We start from the raw sequence: 17,854 nt of genomic DNA, 5'->3' as shown, positions 1-17,854 counted from the left end.
CCTCTACATACTTAATGCCCATTAACACTTAATATAAACAGCACTTTTAAAGCCAAAATCGCCGTTATTTATAAATTAATTAATCGCAAAGTCTTGGGTTTCTAAATAGCTGGGGGCGTTTTTAAAATATGCCGTTAGCTTACTTGCAAGCGTTGTATTTATTGCGCTGTCGCACTCTAATTACCCGTTATACTTCCCCCTAGTAAGCGGCACTAAGCTTAACGATTACTTTGTATTTTATGAATTACCAAGCCTTGTTGCTGCGTTAGTTTTACTAATGAAAATGCATTTTTTGTGTTTTATTTGTCGTTTGCTTTTCAACATATAACGGATTTTAAAAGGTTAGTTTGGTAGTAAAACTGCTTTGGGATTAGCGTATTTACCAAATTTTGTTATTGACGATTTAGGGCTTACAAAATAACTGTAAAGGGGGTTAACAGTCACTATAGCAAAGGCATAGCAATGATTTACAAGCCATCAAAAGCAGATGGCTGGCTTAATAAACTCATGCACTCTGTGTAAAGTATTTATCAATTTAAGGTAATACAGAGTATTACTTAACAAAGCTGTGGTTAGCTAATATCGGCCACTACGCATCGGTTACGACCATCCTCTTTAGCATGGTATAGCGCCTTATCGGCACATTTATATACTTGTGCAATATCAGTACTATGCTCAGGCCAGGTTGCAATACCTATAGAAATAGTGATTGTTCCAATGGTGTTTATTTCTGTCGATTCTACTGTTTTACGTAAACGCTCTGCTATTTTATAGGCACTTTGGCTGTTTTCATTTGGTAGCACAAGAACAAATTCTTCACCGCCGATTCTTGATACTATGTCGTCTCTTCTTGATAGTTTTTTAATTATATTTGTTAGCGAAACTAAAGTTTCGTCGCCTTTACCATGTCCAAAAGTATCGTTAACACGTTTAAAAAAGTCGATATCAATTTCTAATATAGCGAATGGGGTTTGCTTTAGCATAAGCTGGTTAAGTAGGCCGTTTAAGCTTCTTCTGTTATGCGTATCTGTTAAGGGATCTGTTTGTGAGTCATGGCGTAGCACACCTATTTGTGCTTGTAATAAAGTAACCTCTCTTAACATCGCTAACTTCAGTTTTTGACTTTCAAAATACCACGACTTCACGCTTTTAAGTTTTTCTAAGCTTTTTGGATCATCGAGTGTATTTGCGTTATCGGCTAATCGCTTTAGCGGCCTTGCTATAAAGTGTGCGAATAAACCAATAAAAATAAATGTGACTAATGCCATAGGTATTGTTTGTTCAATGACTTCAATAGTTAATGTATCTAGCGAAGAGAGCGTTGATTCTAATGGTCTTTGCGCCACTATTCCCCATTTAGATAAAGTAATGGGTGCGTAGCCTGCGAGCATCGGCTTATTTAAGCTATTAATAACCGTTGAAGTGCCTATTTCGCCACCTATAACAGCGTCAATCACAGCATTGTTAGCAATAACGTTGCCGATTCTGGCAGGTTCTGGGTGATATAAAATGCGCTTATTTGAGCTAACAACATAAAGGTACGAACCACCTTTGTAGTAATGTTGTTCTAAAAGCTCATTTAAAATATTTTTCTCTTTTAAATAAAGAGAGCCCCCAATATAACCTAAATACTTATCTTCAGAATCAAATAGCGGGTGCGATATAAAAACAATTAAATTATCAGCTGCCGATAAATAAGGCTCACTAATTAATGGGCGTTTTTCTTTTAGTGCTTCTATTGCTCCTGGAGACTGTATTTTTTGGCCTATTAAACTTTCAAAGTGAGGCGACGTCGCTGCAACTACGCCATGTAAATTAATCACAACAGAGTTAAAGCTATCCGTTTGATGATTTAAACGAATGGCTTCATCGTTTAATAATTTGGAGTTATTTGGTGATTGCTCAATAATTTTAGCTGAGTATTCAAGCTGCTGAAGCGCAGACTTTAAAAAGTTATCAGTTGCGGAGGCTAATTTTTGTGCATAGGCTAAATTACTTTTTAGCGTATATGATGTTAACTGCTCTTTTTGAACCTGATAGGTAGAATAAAAACTCCCTACCAATGTGCTCAGTGCTGCAGAGAATGCGAGTAGCAATATAAGAAATCTTAAATTTAAAGCGGGTAGTAATTTATATAGCAAAGCTGCATTCCAAAGCACTCAAATTCAGCGCGTATTATACGAAGTTAGGTATTATACCCGTTTAAGTGTTTTTAATTAAGTTGGTTTGTTCAATTTAGCGACTATGCGTTAGGGTATGGCGTGATAAATAATATATTCCAGCATTGCCATTTTTTATCCTTTAATCAGTAAAACTCTAGCCAACTAAGTGAACGCACCGAGGTTGTTTATTAAGCTTTAAGATATAAGTTGTTGATGTCGTATAAAAAGGCAATATGACTAATAGATAAGTCAAAGTGTATGGCCATGAAAAAGTTAATATGAGGTCAGGACTAAAAACATCACACTAAGTTTATAAAAAAGGCCAGAAGCAAAAGCTACTGGCCTTTCATTAAAGCCGTCATGTGTTTAGAGACGACGGGATGTTATTTAAACTTATTTACTAACGTTTTTACGACGTCTATTAAACCATACTAATGGAGTAAGTAATAAAGCTATAAAGCCAAAACTACCACCACCGCTAGATTTTGCTTCTGTTACAGGCACTGTTGCTACCGCTTCATTTTTTACCATTACAGTACTTTGTTGAGTCACAGTTGTTACACCATCACTTACGGCAACTTCAAAAACAAGCTCTTCATCTGCAGTAATAGCTGCAGGTGTGAAGCTCAAAGTTGCTGTATCAGTACCAGTGAGCGTAGCATCACTACCGCTAACCTGAGTCCAAGCATAAGTTAGTGTTTGACCATTGCGATCTGACGCTGTTGCTGTAATTGTTCCTGTAGCAGATTCAGTGATTTCCGCTGAAGCGCTTTCGACTAAAACAAGTGGAGCTGCGTTATCACATGCTAGTGAATCACCCGCTACAAGTTCTGAAAATACAGGAGATAAAACGTTAGACATAGTTAGGTTATCAATCCACCAACCTAAATCACTTACTGCGCCATCTGATGAAATTCTAAAGCGTACCTTTACTAAGTTGCCGTTTAGAGCATCACCAAAGTTGATAGTTTCATAATTACCATACGCGCCACTATCTTGTACGTTATTACCTGTGTATGTTTCACGTTCTTGAAGCTCTTGAGAATCGTTTTCGATTAGAACAGCGTCATAGCCAACATCAAATGTGCCGCCAATTTCAGTAGCATCAACCCAGTCACCACCATTAACACTAACTTCTACAACACCACCATCCCAGTTTTCCTCGATACTATAGAAATGCCAGAATGAAATTTCAAAGTCGCCAGAGTAACCGACTTCGAATGACTTACTCTCTACTGCTACATCCGATTGGAAGCCATTATTTACAAGGCGCATTGCTTGTGTGCCTAGCCCAAAGCCACCTTGTTCAAAGAATGCAATATTACTACTATTATCCATTACTTGAGTGCCAGCAGCTAAATCACCACCAAACATTACGTTTTCTTTTAAATCTAATAGTGATGAACTTGCTACTTCCATATCATCTGAAACTACAGCTCCAACAGGCGTTTCTGATTTAAAGCCCATATTTACTTCAAACGTAAGTGTTTGATCAAGCGCTTCAACGATATCATCATCCGTTTCAATTTCAGGGAATGTGACTTCAATTTCTAGTGTTTCAGCTGTACCCGCTTCGTTCAAAGTAACTTTAATATCGTTACTAGTTATTGCTTCGTACGGTTGAACTTCACCAAAAGTAAGTAGGCCATCATTTTCAAATGTTACATCATGATCGCTTATAACTGTCAGCTGTGCTGTTGTACCACTAAGTACTTCACTACCACGGTTAGTAATTGTTACGCTAACCGTACTCGTTTCGCCTTTATCTAAAATATTGTCGTTAGTACAAAAACCAAGCTCTGTACCATTGTACATATTGTTTAAGTCAGCACTTGCAAATGCATAGCTAGAAAGCTGTGTTTTATCTGATTCAACTACACCAGTAAGGTCTTCACTGAAACGATCTGGCGATACTGCGCCAAGACCCATACCACGTTTAGCAAATGCGCCTACCATTAATTTGTAATCAGCAGGGTCTACTGCATAGGCAGCAGCTAAAATAGCATCACGTGCTTCAGTGTAGGTTGGTGCTATAGGTGTTAATTTGTAACCTGCAACTAAGTAATCTGCCATTCGAGTTTGTGCTTCATTAAAGCCATGCTCGTTAATAAGCGTTACGTAGTTTTCCCATAATACAGTTGCCCAAATTTCGCCGGCAGCATGAGGAGAAGCCACGCTTGTTGGTGAAATACCAATATCAGCACCAGCATTTTCAGTAATATGTCGGAACGATAATGCATTTACATCTGTATCAGTTGAATAAGGAAGACGACGAATACCGAAGTAGAAGTCTTCTACAAATGTGCCGCTACCATATGCTTTTTGGAACTTATCGTTACCTGTGATATTTATATCGCTTTCTTTAGCGATAAACATTAATGAGTGGAAATCGCCCCAGCCTTCGCCCATTGCGCGGCCTTGGAAGTTAATAAGGCCTGATGAATTACCGACTAAGCGGTTACTAATGTAGTGACCCCATTCATGAGCAATAATACCATTATCAAACGTACCATCTTTTAATGTTGCTTTGGTAAACATGTTTACAGTAACAACTTCACGAGCATCAATTAGGTCATACATTGCATGACCATCAGCGTAATTTAAACCCATATTTGGAATAGTTACAGTATCGTCTTCACCGCCCATTGGTGCCGGTTCTGCTGTATCTGGGTCATTATTAACAACGATAGTTGCTATTGCACCTGCATCTTGTGCATTTTTTACTTTAATTGTAAATGAGCATGAGCCACGGTCTACAATTGCAATTTTACCCGCTAGTTCAGCTGCATTTATAGCAGGCTCACAACCATCATTCACGCTTGTTGAATCTACTGTATTTCCATCATCTAAACGAACAACTTCTGCAGCCACATCACTGAATTGGTATTTACCAAAGCCAGATTCTTTTGTTGAAGCTAAAAGGCCTAAAGAGTCATGTGAAGTTACTGTAATACCAAAATCTACACCAACAACGGCATCTTTACTGTTGTACAAGTACATTTGCATACGTGGACTAGCACCATCAGCTGGCGTAGACATATTTGCGTTATTACGACCTGAGTTATCTTGAGCTTGTGCTTCAATCGGGTCACCTTCTACGCCGCCACGACCAAAGTTAGATACTTGAGCTACATTTGACGTCTCATCAAAACCATGATCATAGAAAAAATCATGTAAAAAGTTATTCATATAAAACAAGTTAACAATAGCCGCTTTACGGTTTGCGTAGCTATTTGCAACTTCATCTACTTGATAAGGGTAGTCAAATGTGAAGTCTGCTGTTGTTTCAGCGGTAAAGTCACCTTCACTAAAATCTTGAGGTGCAACCACATCTGCGTAAGCAAATACGTTATTACCTGATGTTGTCGTTGCATCATCAGCTAACCATGGGTCCATTGTGCTTAGTTTACTGTAGTAAGATAGAGATACCATTGGCGCGTCTAAAATCTCAGTCTCGTCTACTTGCCCTGGGCCATCTGCAGGAATTACGTCACCGTGCGGGCTTTCCATTGGGTAGCCATCTTGGTTAGCGTAAACACGGTAATTAAAGTCAGCTGCATGAGATTTCAAATCTTTCGCAAAATATACTTTGCTGTTATTCGAATCTACTACATAACTAAAGTAGTCACTTTCTAAAGAGCCAACTTCTGCTACTTCTACTTCAATGTAGTAAGCAGATTTAAGCTCGCCTGCAACTTCAAAAAACACTTCTTTTGCACGTGGTGTACCTAAAACAATCTTAGAGTCATCTAATGATTTAGCCTCATATTTTGCATATCCACCTTCATTACCAATTTTACGAAGTGAGACATCAATATTTGCTAATTCACTAAATGCTTTTTTTATACTTTGCTCAGAGCTTACAAAACCCGTTAATGCAGCAAGTTTATTTTTAGATGACGACGTATCAGCAAAATAACCCGAGCTTGCTACTAGGTTGTACTCTTTATCCATTAACAAGTTGTATTCGCGGTTAAAAACTTCAACACCGTTTACTTGTTGCTTGTATTTTGCACTAATAGAACCGCGTTTTTGCTCTGATAAATCAACCATAACAGCAGAAGATGCTGTTGTTTTACGATTACTAATACCTGTTAAAGTTTCAATATAAAAGTCAGCAGCATATTGATTACGGTTATCAGCTGCGATTAAAGCCATGTCAGGCTTACGCTGACCTATTGCTTGCCATAAAAATGTTGCTTTACCCATTTGTGCATCGTAGATAGATTTTTGACCCGATACAGTGGCGCGTTCGGCTAAGGTTCTCTGCTGAACAGCAGCTAAAGAAGTACCCTGAGTAACTGCATTTGTAGCACTTACATCATAAAATCGGGTTTGTTCAGCGGCCGTTAGCTCACCTGCTGCTAATGTTGATGCTACAACTATGGCAATAGTTGTTAATTTAAATTGAGACATGTATCCACCTGTTTGTATTTATTATATTAAAGCACTTAATGTTTTTTAATTGATTATTTTATGTAAACGCATAGTTAAGTTGTTAATATACATACTTGAATGAAGCTGAATAGCTTTAAATTTAGAGAAAAGTAAACAAAGGTAAACGAATGCAAAAAATAATTTTTACAAGTTCAGTGCCAATAATTGCAGCTTTATTACTATCTGCATGTAATAACAGTGAAAAAACAGAGGTTAACAACTCTCAGGCGCTACCTAAAACAGCAGAAATCATTATAAAAGAACCATCTAAGAACCAGAAAACTGACACTATTTTCCCTAAAAAAGAAAGCAGTCAAGGTATTATGAAAAAAGCATCTAAAAGCATAAATTCATCGGGTGATAAGCTTATTTTTAACTCTGAGCAGTTATTTAAAGGCGACGTTATTTATAATCAGAACTTAAAGCAAAAAGGTGTAGTAACAGGTACTCTTACCATTACATTAAATACCGATACTTTGCCTGATGAGTTAAAAAATAATTATGAGTTAGTTAAGTCGACAGCTCACAATTACACATTACTTGTTGAAAAGGATGTTGATATTGCAGGATTATCTAAAGATCTAAACAATTATAGCTCAGTGAGCAATGTAGAAGTTGCAATTGATTACTCACCTATCGAAACACACTTTTAATCAGCAACAATGCACTTACAACTACCATATTATTAACATGGTAAAGTACTTTGTCAGCACATTTGTAAACTTGGTCTATTTCGTTACTATGCTCAGACCAAGTTGCAATGCCAATAGGAATTATTATAAATCCAATAGTTTACGTATTTATAGACTCAACGGCTTGACGTAATCGCTCTGCTATTTTGCGCACTTTGCTGTTCTTAGGTAAAAAAATACAAATTCTTCTCTACCTAAACGCGCCACAATATTGTCTTTTCAAGATGATTTTTAGTTGAATAGGCAGGTTATTGCATTGCTGATTCTAAAGAGTATAAGTTGTTGATGCTAGTTTATTAGCGTAGGCATAGTTATTTTTAGTGTACGTTTTTAACTGCTCCTTTTGTGCTTGGTAGGTAGAATAAAAGCGACTTACTAAATTACTAATAAAGGCTGTAATCGTTAAATGAAAAATAAGAAATCGAAGATTAAGGCTATTAATAATTCTTTCGAAAATGAATGCCATCCTAAGTATGAGGCATTCAATACTTGCACCTATAATTGAGCATAAAGCCTGCAATTACACCCTATTAAAAATTTATTACCTAATATCAATAAAGCCAGAAAAAATATAACTTTTCACTAAGTTCAAAACTATAATTTTTCTTCAATTTTTACAATACGTTAATGGTTTTTGTAAAGAAAACCTTCTTTTGCAGTTACTTTAAAAAGTAGTTAAGCTGCATACATTTATCTACTTTTTAGCCTTGGAGTGTGTTTTGCTAAATAAGTGTATTGTACCGTCTATCGTTTTTTTATCTGGGTGTTTAATGCCATTACAATCCTCGCTTGCTAAACCCGTGCTTTCTCTTGAACAACAACTTGGGCAAAAGTTAATACTCGACTTTCGCTACTTTTGCCAGCAAGGAGCAAGTAATAAATGCCGAACTCCAATGACCGAGTTACCTAATGAGCTTGCTACCGCTATTGCTAAATACGATATTGGTGGAATTATTTTATTTTCTGAAAATACCCAATCAATAGAACAAACCATTACGCTTAATAGCCAATTGCAAACAGCTGCAAGTAAATCCAGTAGTAAGCTGCCTCTATTTATATCAATAGATCAAGAAGGCGGACGTGTAGCGCGTTTACCACGCGATGTTGCCACCTCATTTACCGGTAATATGTCGATTGGCGCAACCTACAAAAAACACGGTATAAGCTTTGCGACAAAAACAGCAACTGTTATAGCTAAAGAACTAAGCTCGCTGGGTATCAATGTAAACTACGCGCCCACGGTTGATGTAAACATGAACCCCGATAACCCTGTTATTAACGTACGCTCGTTTGGTGAAAACCCTGCATTAGTGAGTAAATTAGGCGCCGCACAGGTTGCAGGATTTGAGAATAACGGCGTTATTACCTCGTTAAAGCACTTCCCGGGCCACGGCGATACAAACGTAGATAGCCATACAGGTTTGCCTAAAGTAAACCATGCAAAAGAAGTTATTTACGAGCAAGACCTAGCACCCTTTAAACACATTATCGCCAAGCAAAACCCAGGCATGATAATGACGGCGCATATTCAATACCCAGCGCTCGATAGCACAACGTTTATAAGTGTTAATGGCAAAACGATGATAAAACCGGCAACAATGTCGCGCGCAATCATTACTGATATTTTACGTGGTGAGCTTAATTACCAAGGTGTTGTAGTAACAGATGCGCTTGATATGGCTGGTATTAGTAACTTTTTTACACCAACTCAAGCGGTAATAAATACGTTTGCGGCTGGGGCTGACATTGCCCTAATGCCCGTTGAAATTAGAACGCCGGATGATTTAAACAAGCTCGATGATCTTATTAAAGAGCTTGTTGCAGCGGTTAAATCAAACCAACTTGATGAGCAAGAAATAGCACAATCAGCGATGCGTATAATTACGCTTAAAAATAAATTTAGGTTAAGCACTAATTTTGACCCTATTACCGCGCTCATAAATGCAAAGCAAACAATCGGCAGTGCAGCACATCGTGAAATAGAAGCGCAGCTTGCTGTAGAGGCAATAACGCAGGTTAAAAATAATAACAGTACTTTGCCACTTAATTTAAAAGCAGGAAGTAATGTTCATATTATTATGCCAGACACGCGTAAATGTATGGCAATGCAGCAAGCGATTGAAGCTATCAGCCAGAAAAAACTTAACTATAGCTGTAGCAGCCTACAAGGGTTTAACCCTGCACAAGCTAAAACACAAATACACGCTGCTGATGTAGTTATAGCCGGCAATGCAACGCCTAATCAAAGTGCGGTAGAAATTGGCGGTATGGATGATTTAAAAGACGATCCTAATTTTGCACTTAATAATGCAGAGCAACCAAAAGCACTTGAGTCATTATTAAAAGTGGCAAAAAAAGAAAACAAAAGCACTGTTTTTATAAGCCTAAGAGCACCTTACGACATTGCTAAATTTGGCGATTATGCAAATGCTGTACTTGCATCGTATGCATATAATATTGATGTAGATAAAAATGATATTGTATCTGGTCCTGCTTTTACCGCACTTGCAAAAGTGTTACTAGGAGAAGCAACGGCTAACGGCGTATTACCTGTCACAATAAAACCGCAAAAGGCGCACTAATATGAAACTCAATTGTGATTTAGGCGAAAGCTTTGGCGCATGGAAAATGGGGCTAGACGATGACGTAATGCCACATATTGATATGGCGAATATTGCGTGTGGGTTTCATGCAGGTGACGCCGACGTAATGGCAAACACTCTTGTACTTGCCAAGCGGCATAACGTACAAATTGGCGCTCATCCAAGTTACCCAGATAAGCAAGGCTTTGGTAGGCGCTCAATGGTACTTAGCGAAAAAGAGCTTACAAATTGCCTGCATTATCAAATAGCCGCTATTGAGGGCATGGCAAAAGTACAAGGTTTAACACTTAGCTATGTTAAACCGCATGGCGCACTTTATAACGACATGATGGCTGATGATAAAATATTACAAACCGTTATAAATGCAATTGCCAGGTACCCAATAGATTTGAAACTAATGGTTTTAGCGACTAAAAATGCCAATAAGCACATTCAAGTAGCTAAAAGCTCAGGAGTTGATCTAATACTCGAGGCATTTGCCGACAGGCAGTACACCGACGACGGGCATTTAGTGTCACGAACACTTGAGGGTAGTGTTCACAACAAAGCTGCATTACTAAAACAAGTAACTCAGCTTTTATCCGATGGCAGCGTGACAACACGAACTGGAAAAAAACTAACGCTCAACGCCGATAGCTTATGCGTACATGGCGACAACGCTGATGGCATAGCGCTTATAAAAGATATAAAAGCCCTGTGTAACTCAGCTAACTAAACTTTTATACAACCTCAAATAGAAGCTGTAAACCCCCTTTACAGCTTTAACTCATAGAGTTAAATAAGAGCTTCATCGCATCCTACTGTTAATTTAATAATCCCTAACATATAACTACTTAGAAAATTAAAAAAAGTAACAACAGGGATAAAAATGAAAAAGCTTTTAACACTTAGCCTCGTTTTAGGTTGTAGCAATTTAGCCTACGCTGAAACAAATACACTACAACTGCAAGATGTGTTTAATTTAGAATATGCCAATCAAATAGATATAACCGAAGACGGTAAAACTGTTTATTTTGTGCGTAACCGCATGGATATAAAAACCGACCGCAAAGTTGGTAATATTTGGTCTGTTGATTACAAAACTAAACAAATGCAGCCATTAACCTCTGGCGTGCATATGGACTATTCGCCAGTACTCTCTCCTGATGGTCAGCGCCTTGCGTTTATATCAACTCGCGATGGTAGCAGCCAAATATATATAAAATGGCTTAAAACAGGTGCTATGGCAAAAATTAGTAACTTAACGAGTAGTCCACGTTCGATTACATGGAACCCTGATTCTAACCAGCTAATATTTAGCATGTTTGTTCCAAGCGCTAATTCAGCGCCAGTGAGCTTACCAGGCAAACCAAAAGATGCAACGTGGGCAGAGCCCGCTAAATTCATCGATAATGTTTATTATCGTTCAGATGGTGGCGGTTACACACAAAAAGGTTTTAGCCAATTATTTTCCATAGACGCTAACGGTGGTAATGCCAAACAACTCACTCATGATGAATTTGATAGCGCAGGCGATGTAAGTTTTAGTAACGATGGTAAGTCGCTTTATTTTTCTGCGAACAGGCACACAAACAACCAGCTAAAACCCACGAACAGTGAAATCTATAAACTCGATTTAGCTTCGCAAAATATAACTAAAATTACTGACCGAAATGGTCCTGACGAGCAGCCTAAAGTATCGCCCGATGGTCGTTACTTAGCGTACACAGGTTACGATGATAAACGCACTAACTACGAAAACGCTCAGCTTTATATTCGTGATTTAAAAACAGGTAACACAACTAGCTTAACGCCAGATTTTGATCGTAGCGTAGGTCAAATAAAATGGAGTGCAAACTCCAAAGGCATATACTTTAGCTATGCAGATAAAGGTCAAACTGCCCTCGCCTATCAACCACGCAGCGGCAAGCGTAAAATTATAACAACCCAAATTGGCAGTGTTGCCTTTGGTCGCCCTTATTCTGGTGGCGACTTTGATGTAAGCGAAGATGGCGAAGTAGCCTTTACCCTTGCCGATACTCAGCGCCCTGCTGATATAGCAACAATTAAACGCGGTAAAGCGCAGCGTTTAACTACCCTTAATGCAGATGCATTGGGCGACAAAGCTTTGGCTAAAGTGGAAGAAATTTGGATTAAATCAAGTCACGATGAGCTGCCTATTCAAGGATGGATTGCTTACCCACCAGAATTTGACAGCAGCAAAAAATATCCGCTAATACTAGAAATACATGGCGGTCCAGTAGCTAATTACGGTCCACACTTTAGCGCTGAAATTCAGCTGTTTGCAGCCAAAGGAAATGTCGTTTTATACATGAACCCACGTGGTAGTGATTCATACGGTAAAGAGTTTGCACAAACTATTCATCATAATTATCCAAGTAACGATTTTGATGACTTAATGACTGGCGTTGATGCGCTAATAGCGAAAGGCTTTATTGACGAGTCTAAATTGTTTGTAACCGGTGGCTCTGGCGGTGGCGTACTAACAGCTTGGATTGTAGGTCATACCGATCGCTTTGCTGCGGCTGTAGTTGCTAAGCCTGTTATTAATTGGATCAGCTTTGTACTAACTGCCGATTTTTACCCGTTTTTTGCTGATTACTGGTTTCCGGGTAAACCGTGGGATCACATCGAGCATTACATGAAGCGCTCGCCTATTAGTTATGTTGGAAACGTTAAAACTCCTACTATGTTGCTCACTGGCGAATCTGACTACCGTACACCAATATCAGAAACTGAGCAGTTTTATCAGGCATTAAAACTACAAGGCGTTGATACTGCAATGGTGCGCATTCCTAATGCATCGCATGGTATTACAGCTCGCCCATCAAACTTAATGACTAAAGTAGCTTATATTCAATGGTGGTTTGATAAACACACTAAATAAACTCTGGGTAATAAATTTATAGCTCAAATAAAAGCCACTTCAAATAAGTGGCTTTTGTATTTACCGCCTTAGTATTCAAACTGTAAACCCCCTTTACACTTCTGTGACAGTTAAATATCGGACTTAGCTAAAACTTCAGTTAGTAAAATTTCGGTTTATAGCATTTTTTGTAACTTGAGTTGGTAAAAAATCGGTTTGAGTCACTGTTTATAGCCTATCAGTTAGTAAAATTTTGTTTTATAGCACAGAGAAGTTAGTAAAAAATCGGTTTATAAATTCGCTAAGTTTGCCTATTAAAGCAAAAATCAGTCACTTACCTGCCTTTTAAAGTTGTTGTAAACGCTTTTTACAGCAAAATCACCCCAAATATGCCGTTTTATGAAAGGTTAGTTAAACTCTGATCTGTAAATTCACTCAGGTAGTTAAATAGTGATCCAAAATTATTTGGCAAGGGCGTGTTGAACTTTGGTGGGTTAATTTGCAGCAGTATGTTTGGTTTTTAGGCAAGGCGGAGCTTATGTAGTGTGGTTATTCCCCATGAATAGGCGATAACGTAGCATAAATACCAAACATGCGCTGCCCTTTGGGTTCTTTCTAGGGGCGATAAACTCTTTGTTGCTCGGTTTTTACTTAGCCCACTAGGTTACAAACCTCGCGCCGCGATTTAATCGCCCCTAGATTGAACAAATTTCAATCCACAAAGATCAACACGCCCTAGTTAAAGTCTGATCTGTAATTATGCTTCAATGTTCTAACTTTACTTAAAGCAATAAAAAAGGGCCTATTGGCCCTTGAGTAACACTATCTAGTTAGGAATTAAAACTGGTTCATGGTGTTATCTTCACCACCGGCTTTTAGCGCGTTATCACCAGAGAAGTATTCTTTGTGTGTATCGCCCATGTTAGACCCTGCTAGGTCTTGGTGCTTAACAGAAGCTTGCTCGCGGCGAATTTCTTGGCGTTGTACATCACGTACATAAGCCAGCATACCCATATCGCCAAAATAACCTTCTGATAAAATATCAGTGCTCAGCGCAGCTGTATGGTACGTAGGCAGAGTAATTAAGTGATGGAAAATACCTGCTTCACGTGCGCCATCGCGCTGGAAGTTTTGCACTAGTAAATCGGCTGCTTGCGCAAGTTCTGTTGCATCCATTTCTGGTGCCATAAGGCCTTTATTGTCGCCAAAGCTTGGGTAAGCACTAAGGTCACGGCCTGCTTCTTCCCACTCTTGATATACTTGCTCACGAAACTTAAGCGTCCAGTTAAACGAAGGCGAGTTGTTGTATACCAGTTTTGCATTTGGCACGTGTTCTTTAACACGATTTACCAGTTCTGCAATTTGCTTAACATGAGGTTTTTCTGTTTCAATCCACAGTAAATCAGCGCCCGACTGCAAGCTCGTAATACAATCTAGTACTACGCGGTCTTTTTCAGTGCCTTCGCGGAATTGAAATAAACCGTTATCTAGGCGAGTTGGTTTACATAACTGGCCATTAATTTTCATTGCTGTGTCGCCTTCATTTAAGTCATCAACACCGTTAATTGGCGTCGTTTCTAAAAATGCATTGTATTGGCTTGCTAAGTCACCTGGTGTTTGCGACACAGGTACTTTTTGAGTAAGGCTTGCACCTAATGAATCTGTACGTGCCACAATAATACCGTTATCAATACCAAGTTCTAAAAAGGCGTAACGTACTGCGTTAATCTTTGCTAAAAAGTCTTCGTGTGGAACGGTAACTTTACCCGCTTGGTGACCACATTGTTTGGCGTCAGATACTTGGTTTTCTATTTGAATGGCACACGCACCGGCTTCAATCATTTTTTTAGCCAGTAAGTAAGTTGCTTCTTCGTTACCAAAACCTGCGTCAATATCAGCAATAATTGGCACAACATGAGTTTCAAAGTTGTCTATTTTATCAATAACAGCTTGAACATCGCCGCCATTCGCTTTTGCTGCATCTAGGTCGTTAAACAAGTGGTCTAGTTCACGTGCATCAGCTTGCTTTAAAAATGTGTAAATTTCTTCAATTAATGCAGGTACTGATGTTTTTTCGTGCATGCTTTGATCTGGCAGCGGACCAAATGCAGAGCGAAGTGCTGCAACCATCCAGCCACTTAAGTATACATAGCTGCGTTTAGTTGTTTTTTGATGGCGCTTAATAGCCATCATCATTTGTTGGGCAGTAAAGCCATGCCAACACCCTAAAGATTGGGTGTACAGGCTTGTGTCGGCGTCATATGCAGCCATATCTTCACGCATAACGTCTGCTGTGTATTGCGCAATTTCAATCCCTGTACGAAAACGGTTTTGTAAACGCATACGGCTTGCGTATTCAGGGTTAATAGCTTTCCATGCGCTGCCTTGTGATTGGCAAAGAGTAGAGAGTGTGTCTGTTTCGCGTTGATATGTTGTCATAATAAAATCCTTCGAACGAGTGTGTAATACCAACCGCATAAATCTTTGATCAATTTAACGAATTAAATTGCACTATAACGTCGTTAAAAATTTTTTATTTAGAATAACTAGATACAAAAATTTTTGCCTAGCTCTAGCGTAATTTTCTTAACGTTAAATAGACCCCATACATAAGCAGATTGGTATAAATTATTTTAATGTTGTGAGAGTGGCTAGGAGTGTGTGCTCCGTTTCGCTTGATTCAACATTAGGCTCCTTTTCTAGATTTAGTAAATTTATAGTTGTTATTGTGGCTATACATTTTGTGAATGGCTAAAAAGCACTCAACATTGCCTTTTTGAGTTATTGTTGCCTTAACGCACAAGCACACAACAACATCGCGACCGTTTAAGGAAGGCAATTATGTCCCACACTCTCACACATTCAGGACTCAGCGTAGACACACAACTCGCTGATTTTGTTAAAAATCAATTACTACCAGGCACTCACTTAAGTGAGCATCAATTTTGGCAAAGCTTTGCACATATCGTTCAAACACTTACCCCTACAAATAAGGCACTGCTTGAAAAGCGAGAATTGCTTCAACAGCAAATAGATGACTACCATCTTACTAATAAAACGTGGGATAGCGTTAAGTACCATGCCTTTTTGCAAGATATTGGCTATTTAGTTAAAGAGCCTGCCAACTTTGAAATTGAAACCCAAAATGTAGAACCCGAAGTAGCCCTTACAGCAGGCCCTCAGTTGGTTGTGCCTGTAAGTAACGCACGCTTTGCACTTAATGCCGCTAACGCACGTTGGGGTTCGTTATACGACGCTTTATACGGTACTGATGTGTTAAGCGAAGACGATGGAGCCGAAAAAGGCAATACCTACAATCCTGTTCGTGGTTTTAAGGTAATGGCCTACGCTCGCCAGTTCTTAGATAAAGCATTGCCGCTGACCAATGGCTCGCATATAGAAAGCACTAATTATTCAGTAGTAGATGGCGCACTTTTAATTACGTTGCGTGATAGCTCTCAAACCACATTAGCTAACCCATCTCAGCTTATTGGCTATCAAGGAGAAGCGCAAAACCCAACTGTAGTGTTATTAAAAAACAATGATTTACACATAGAGCTACATATCGATCACCACCACATTATTGGCCAAGCAGATAAAGCAGGCTTAAAAGATGTAGTGTTAGAGGCCGCTCTTACAACCATTATGGATTGTGAAGATTCTGTAGCTGCGGTAGATGCAGAAGATAAAGTACAAGTTTATAAAAATTGGCTTGGTTTGATGCAAGGTAACTTAGTTGAATCGTTTAAAAAAGGCGATAAAACTGTAGAGCGCACTCTGCAAAGTGATAAAACATACACCGCACTCGATGGCGGCACCGTTACTTTAAAAGGCCGTAGCATGATGTTTGTTAGAAACGTTGGCCATTTAATGACGAATCCTGCGATTACCGATGTGTACAATCAACCGGTATTTGAAGGCATTATGGATGCGATGTTTACTGCCACCGCTGCCCTGCACGACCTAAATAAAAAAACAGGTATTAAAAATACCAGCGCGCAAAGTATTAATATAGTAAAACCAAAAATGCATGGCCCTGAAGAGGTAGCGTTTACTAACACTTTATTTAGCTTAGTAGAGGAAGCGCTAAGCTTACCTAAAAACACGCTTAAAATGGGTATTATGGATGAAGAACGCCGTACTTCTGTAAACCTAAAAGCCTGTATTTATGCAGCTAAAGAGCGCGTTGTATTTATAAATACTGGATTTTTAGACAGAACAGGCGATGAAATTCATACCTCTATGCAAGCGGGCGTTGTGCTTCCAAAAGCACAGATTAAGCAGCAATCATGGATACAAGCTTATGAGGATCGCAACGTCGATATTGGCCTTGCTTGTGGCTTAAGTCATAAAGCACAAATAGGTAAAGGCATGTGGCCAATGCCAGATAAAATGGCATTAATGATGGAGCAAAAACAAGCTCACCCTAAATCAGGCGCTAATACAGCATGGGTGCCCTCCCCTACAGCCGCTACCCTGCATGCAATGCATTATCACGATATAAACGTATTTACTGAGCAGCAAAGTATAGCTAAACGTACTATTGCTAGCCTTAATGACCTGCTTACACCGCCGCTAATGACAGACCCTAAAACGCTTTCAAAAGAAGATATTCAAAGCGAGCTTGAAAACAACGCACAAGGCATTTTAGGCTACGTTGTACGTTGGATTGATCAAGGCGTTGGCTGCTCAAAAGTACCCGACATTAACCATATAGGGCTAATGGAAGACAGAGCAACACTGCGTATTTCAAGCCAGCATATGGCTAATTGGTTGCTAAATGGCGTGTGTTCACAGGCGCAAATAAAATCAACAATGGCTAAAATGGCCAAAGTAGTTGATGGTCAAAACGAGCACGACACTGCGTATACACCCATGGCAATAAACGAAGAAACCCTTAATAACAGCATTGCGTTTCAAGCTGCACTTGCACTGGTTTTGGAGGGTGTAACACAACCTAGTGGTTACACTGAACCACTACTACATAGCTACCGTATAAAATATAAAGCACAAAAAACGAATACGCTTTAACTGCTTAAGCAAAGTTCAGATTAAGTGCTAAACCAGCTTTTAAGCTGGTTTTTTATCGCCTAA

General features: G+C 39.0%; 8 protein-coding genes. 5 read left to right on the top strand and 3 right to left on the bottom strand.

What is annotated here, in order from left to right:
- Positions 1-572: 572 nt before the first annotated feature.
- Together L659_RS0119115 and L659_RS0119110 are read right to left on the bottom strand one after the other, a co-directional pair.
- Positions 573-2,096 carry a sensor domain-containing diguanylate cyclase gene (locus tag L659_RS0119115; RefSeq protein ID WP_024591571.1) on the bottom strand — a complete coding sequence of 508 codons (1,524 nt, stop codon included), beginning with the start codon at positions 2,094-2,096 and terminating at the stop codon, positions 573-575.
- Positions 2,097-2,555: 459 nt separating this feature from the next.
- A complete protein-coding gene (locus L659_RS0119110; protein ID WP_024591570.1) occupies positions 2,556-6,578 on the bottom strand; it encodes a rhombosortase-dependent M36 family metallopeptidase in 4,023 nt (1,340 codons plus the stop codon).
- A gap of 149 nt (positions 6,579-6,727) precedes the next feature.
- On the opposite strand from L659_RS0119110, the gene L659_RS0119105 reads away from it, so the two are divergent.
- The 4 genes from L659_RS0119105 (at position 6,728) to L659_RS0119085 (ending at position 12,781) form a co-directional block, all read left to right on the top strand.
- Positions 6,728-7,252, top strand: coding sequence for a hypothetical protein (locus L659_RS0119105; protein WP_024591569.1), 525 nt, complete (start codon positions 6,728-6,730; stop codon positions 7,250-7,252).
- A gap of 809 nt (positions 7,253-8,061) precedes the next feature.
- Positions 8,062-9,873, top strand: coding sequence for a glycoside hydrolase family 3 protein (locus L659_RS0119095; RefSeq protein ID WP_024591567.1), 1,812 nt, complete (start codon positions 8,062-8,064; stop codon positions 9,871-9,873).
- Position 9,874: 1 nt separating this feature from the next.
- Positions 9,875-10,609 carry a 5-oxoprolinase subunit PxpA gene (locus L659_RS0119090; protein ID WP_024591566.1) on the top strand — a complete coding sequence of 245 codons (735 nt, stop codon included), beginning with the start codon at positions 9,875-9,877 and terminating at the stop codon, positions 10,607-10,609.
- Positions 10,610-10,762: 153 nt separating this feature from the next.
- The gene (locus tag L659_RS0119085) at positions 10,763-12,781 is read left to right on the top strand and encodes a S9 family peptidase (RefSeq protein ID WP_024591565.1); all 2,019 of its coding nucleotides are present in this window, start codon (positions 10,763-10,765) and stop codon (positions 12,779-12,781) included.
- 816 nt (positions 12,782-13,597) lie between these two features.
- On the opposite strand, the gene L659_RS0119080 is transcribed toward L659_RS0119085, so the two are convergent.
- Positions 13,598-15,199 (bottom strand): isocitrate lyase, encoded by a 1,602-nt coding sequence (locus tag L659_RS0119080; protein ID WP_024591564.1) that lies wholly within the window; start codon positions 15,197-15,199, stop codon positions 13,598-13,600.
- A 402-nt stretch (positions 15,200-15,601) separates the two neighbouring features.
- Between L659_RS0119080 and L659_RS0119075 the strand changes: the two genes are divergently transcribed.
- On the top strand, positions 15,602-17,791 hold the full coding sequence (locus L659_RS0119075) for a malate synthase G (protein ID WP_024591563.1): 2,190 nt from the start codon (positions 15,602-15,604) through the stop codon (positions 17,789-17,791).
- The last annotated feature ends 63 nt before the right edge of the window (positions 17,792-17,854 follow it).

This window comes from Pseudoalteromonas sp. S8-8 (assembly GCF_000497875.1).
GTDB classification, from domain to species: Bacteria; Pseudomonadota; Gammaproteobacteria; order Enterobacterales; family Alteromonadaceae; genus Pseudoalteromonas; species Pseudoalteromonas arctica.
The sequence above is the reverse complement of the archived record's forward strand: the minus strand, read 5'-3'. Positions and strand labels throughout refer to the sequence as shown.

Coding starts and splice junctions, on each gene's coding strand:
- L659_RS0119105 (WP_024591569.1), top strand. CDS start 6,728: ATGCAAAAAATAATTTTTACAAGTTCAGTGCCAATAATTGCAGCTTTA.
- L659_RS0119080 (WP_024591564.1), bottom strand. CDS start 15,199: ATGACAACATATCAACGCGAAACAGACACACTCTCTACTCTTTGCCAA.
- L659_RS0119095 (WP_024591567.1), top strand. CDS start 8,062: ATGCCATTACAATCCTCGCTTGCTAAACCCGTGCTTTCTCTTGAACAA.
- L659_RS0119085 (WP_024591565.1), top strand. CDS start 10,763: ATGAAAAAGCTTTTAACACTTAGCCTCGTTTTAGGTTGTAGCAATTTA.
- L659_RS0119110 (WP_024591570.1), bottom strand. CDS start 6,578: ATGTCTCAATTTAAATTAACAACTATTGCCATAGTTGTAGCATCAACA.
- L659_RS0119090 (WP_024591566.1), top strand. CDS start 9,875: ATGAAACTCAATTGTGATTTAGGCGAAAGCTTTGGCGCATGGAAAATG.
- L659_RS0119075 (WP_024591563.1), top strand. CDS start 15,602: ATGTCCCACACTCTCACACATTCAGGACTCAGCGTAGACACACAACTC.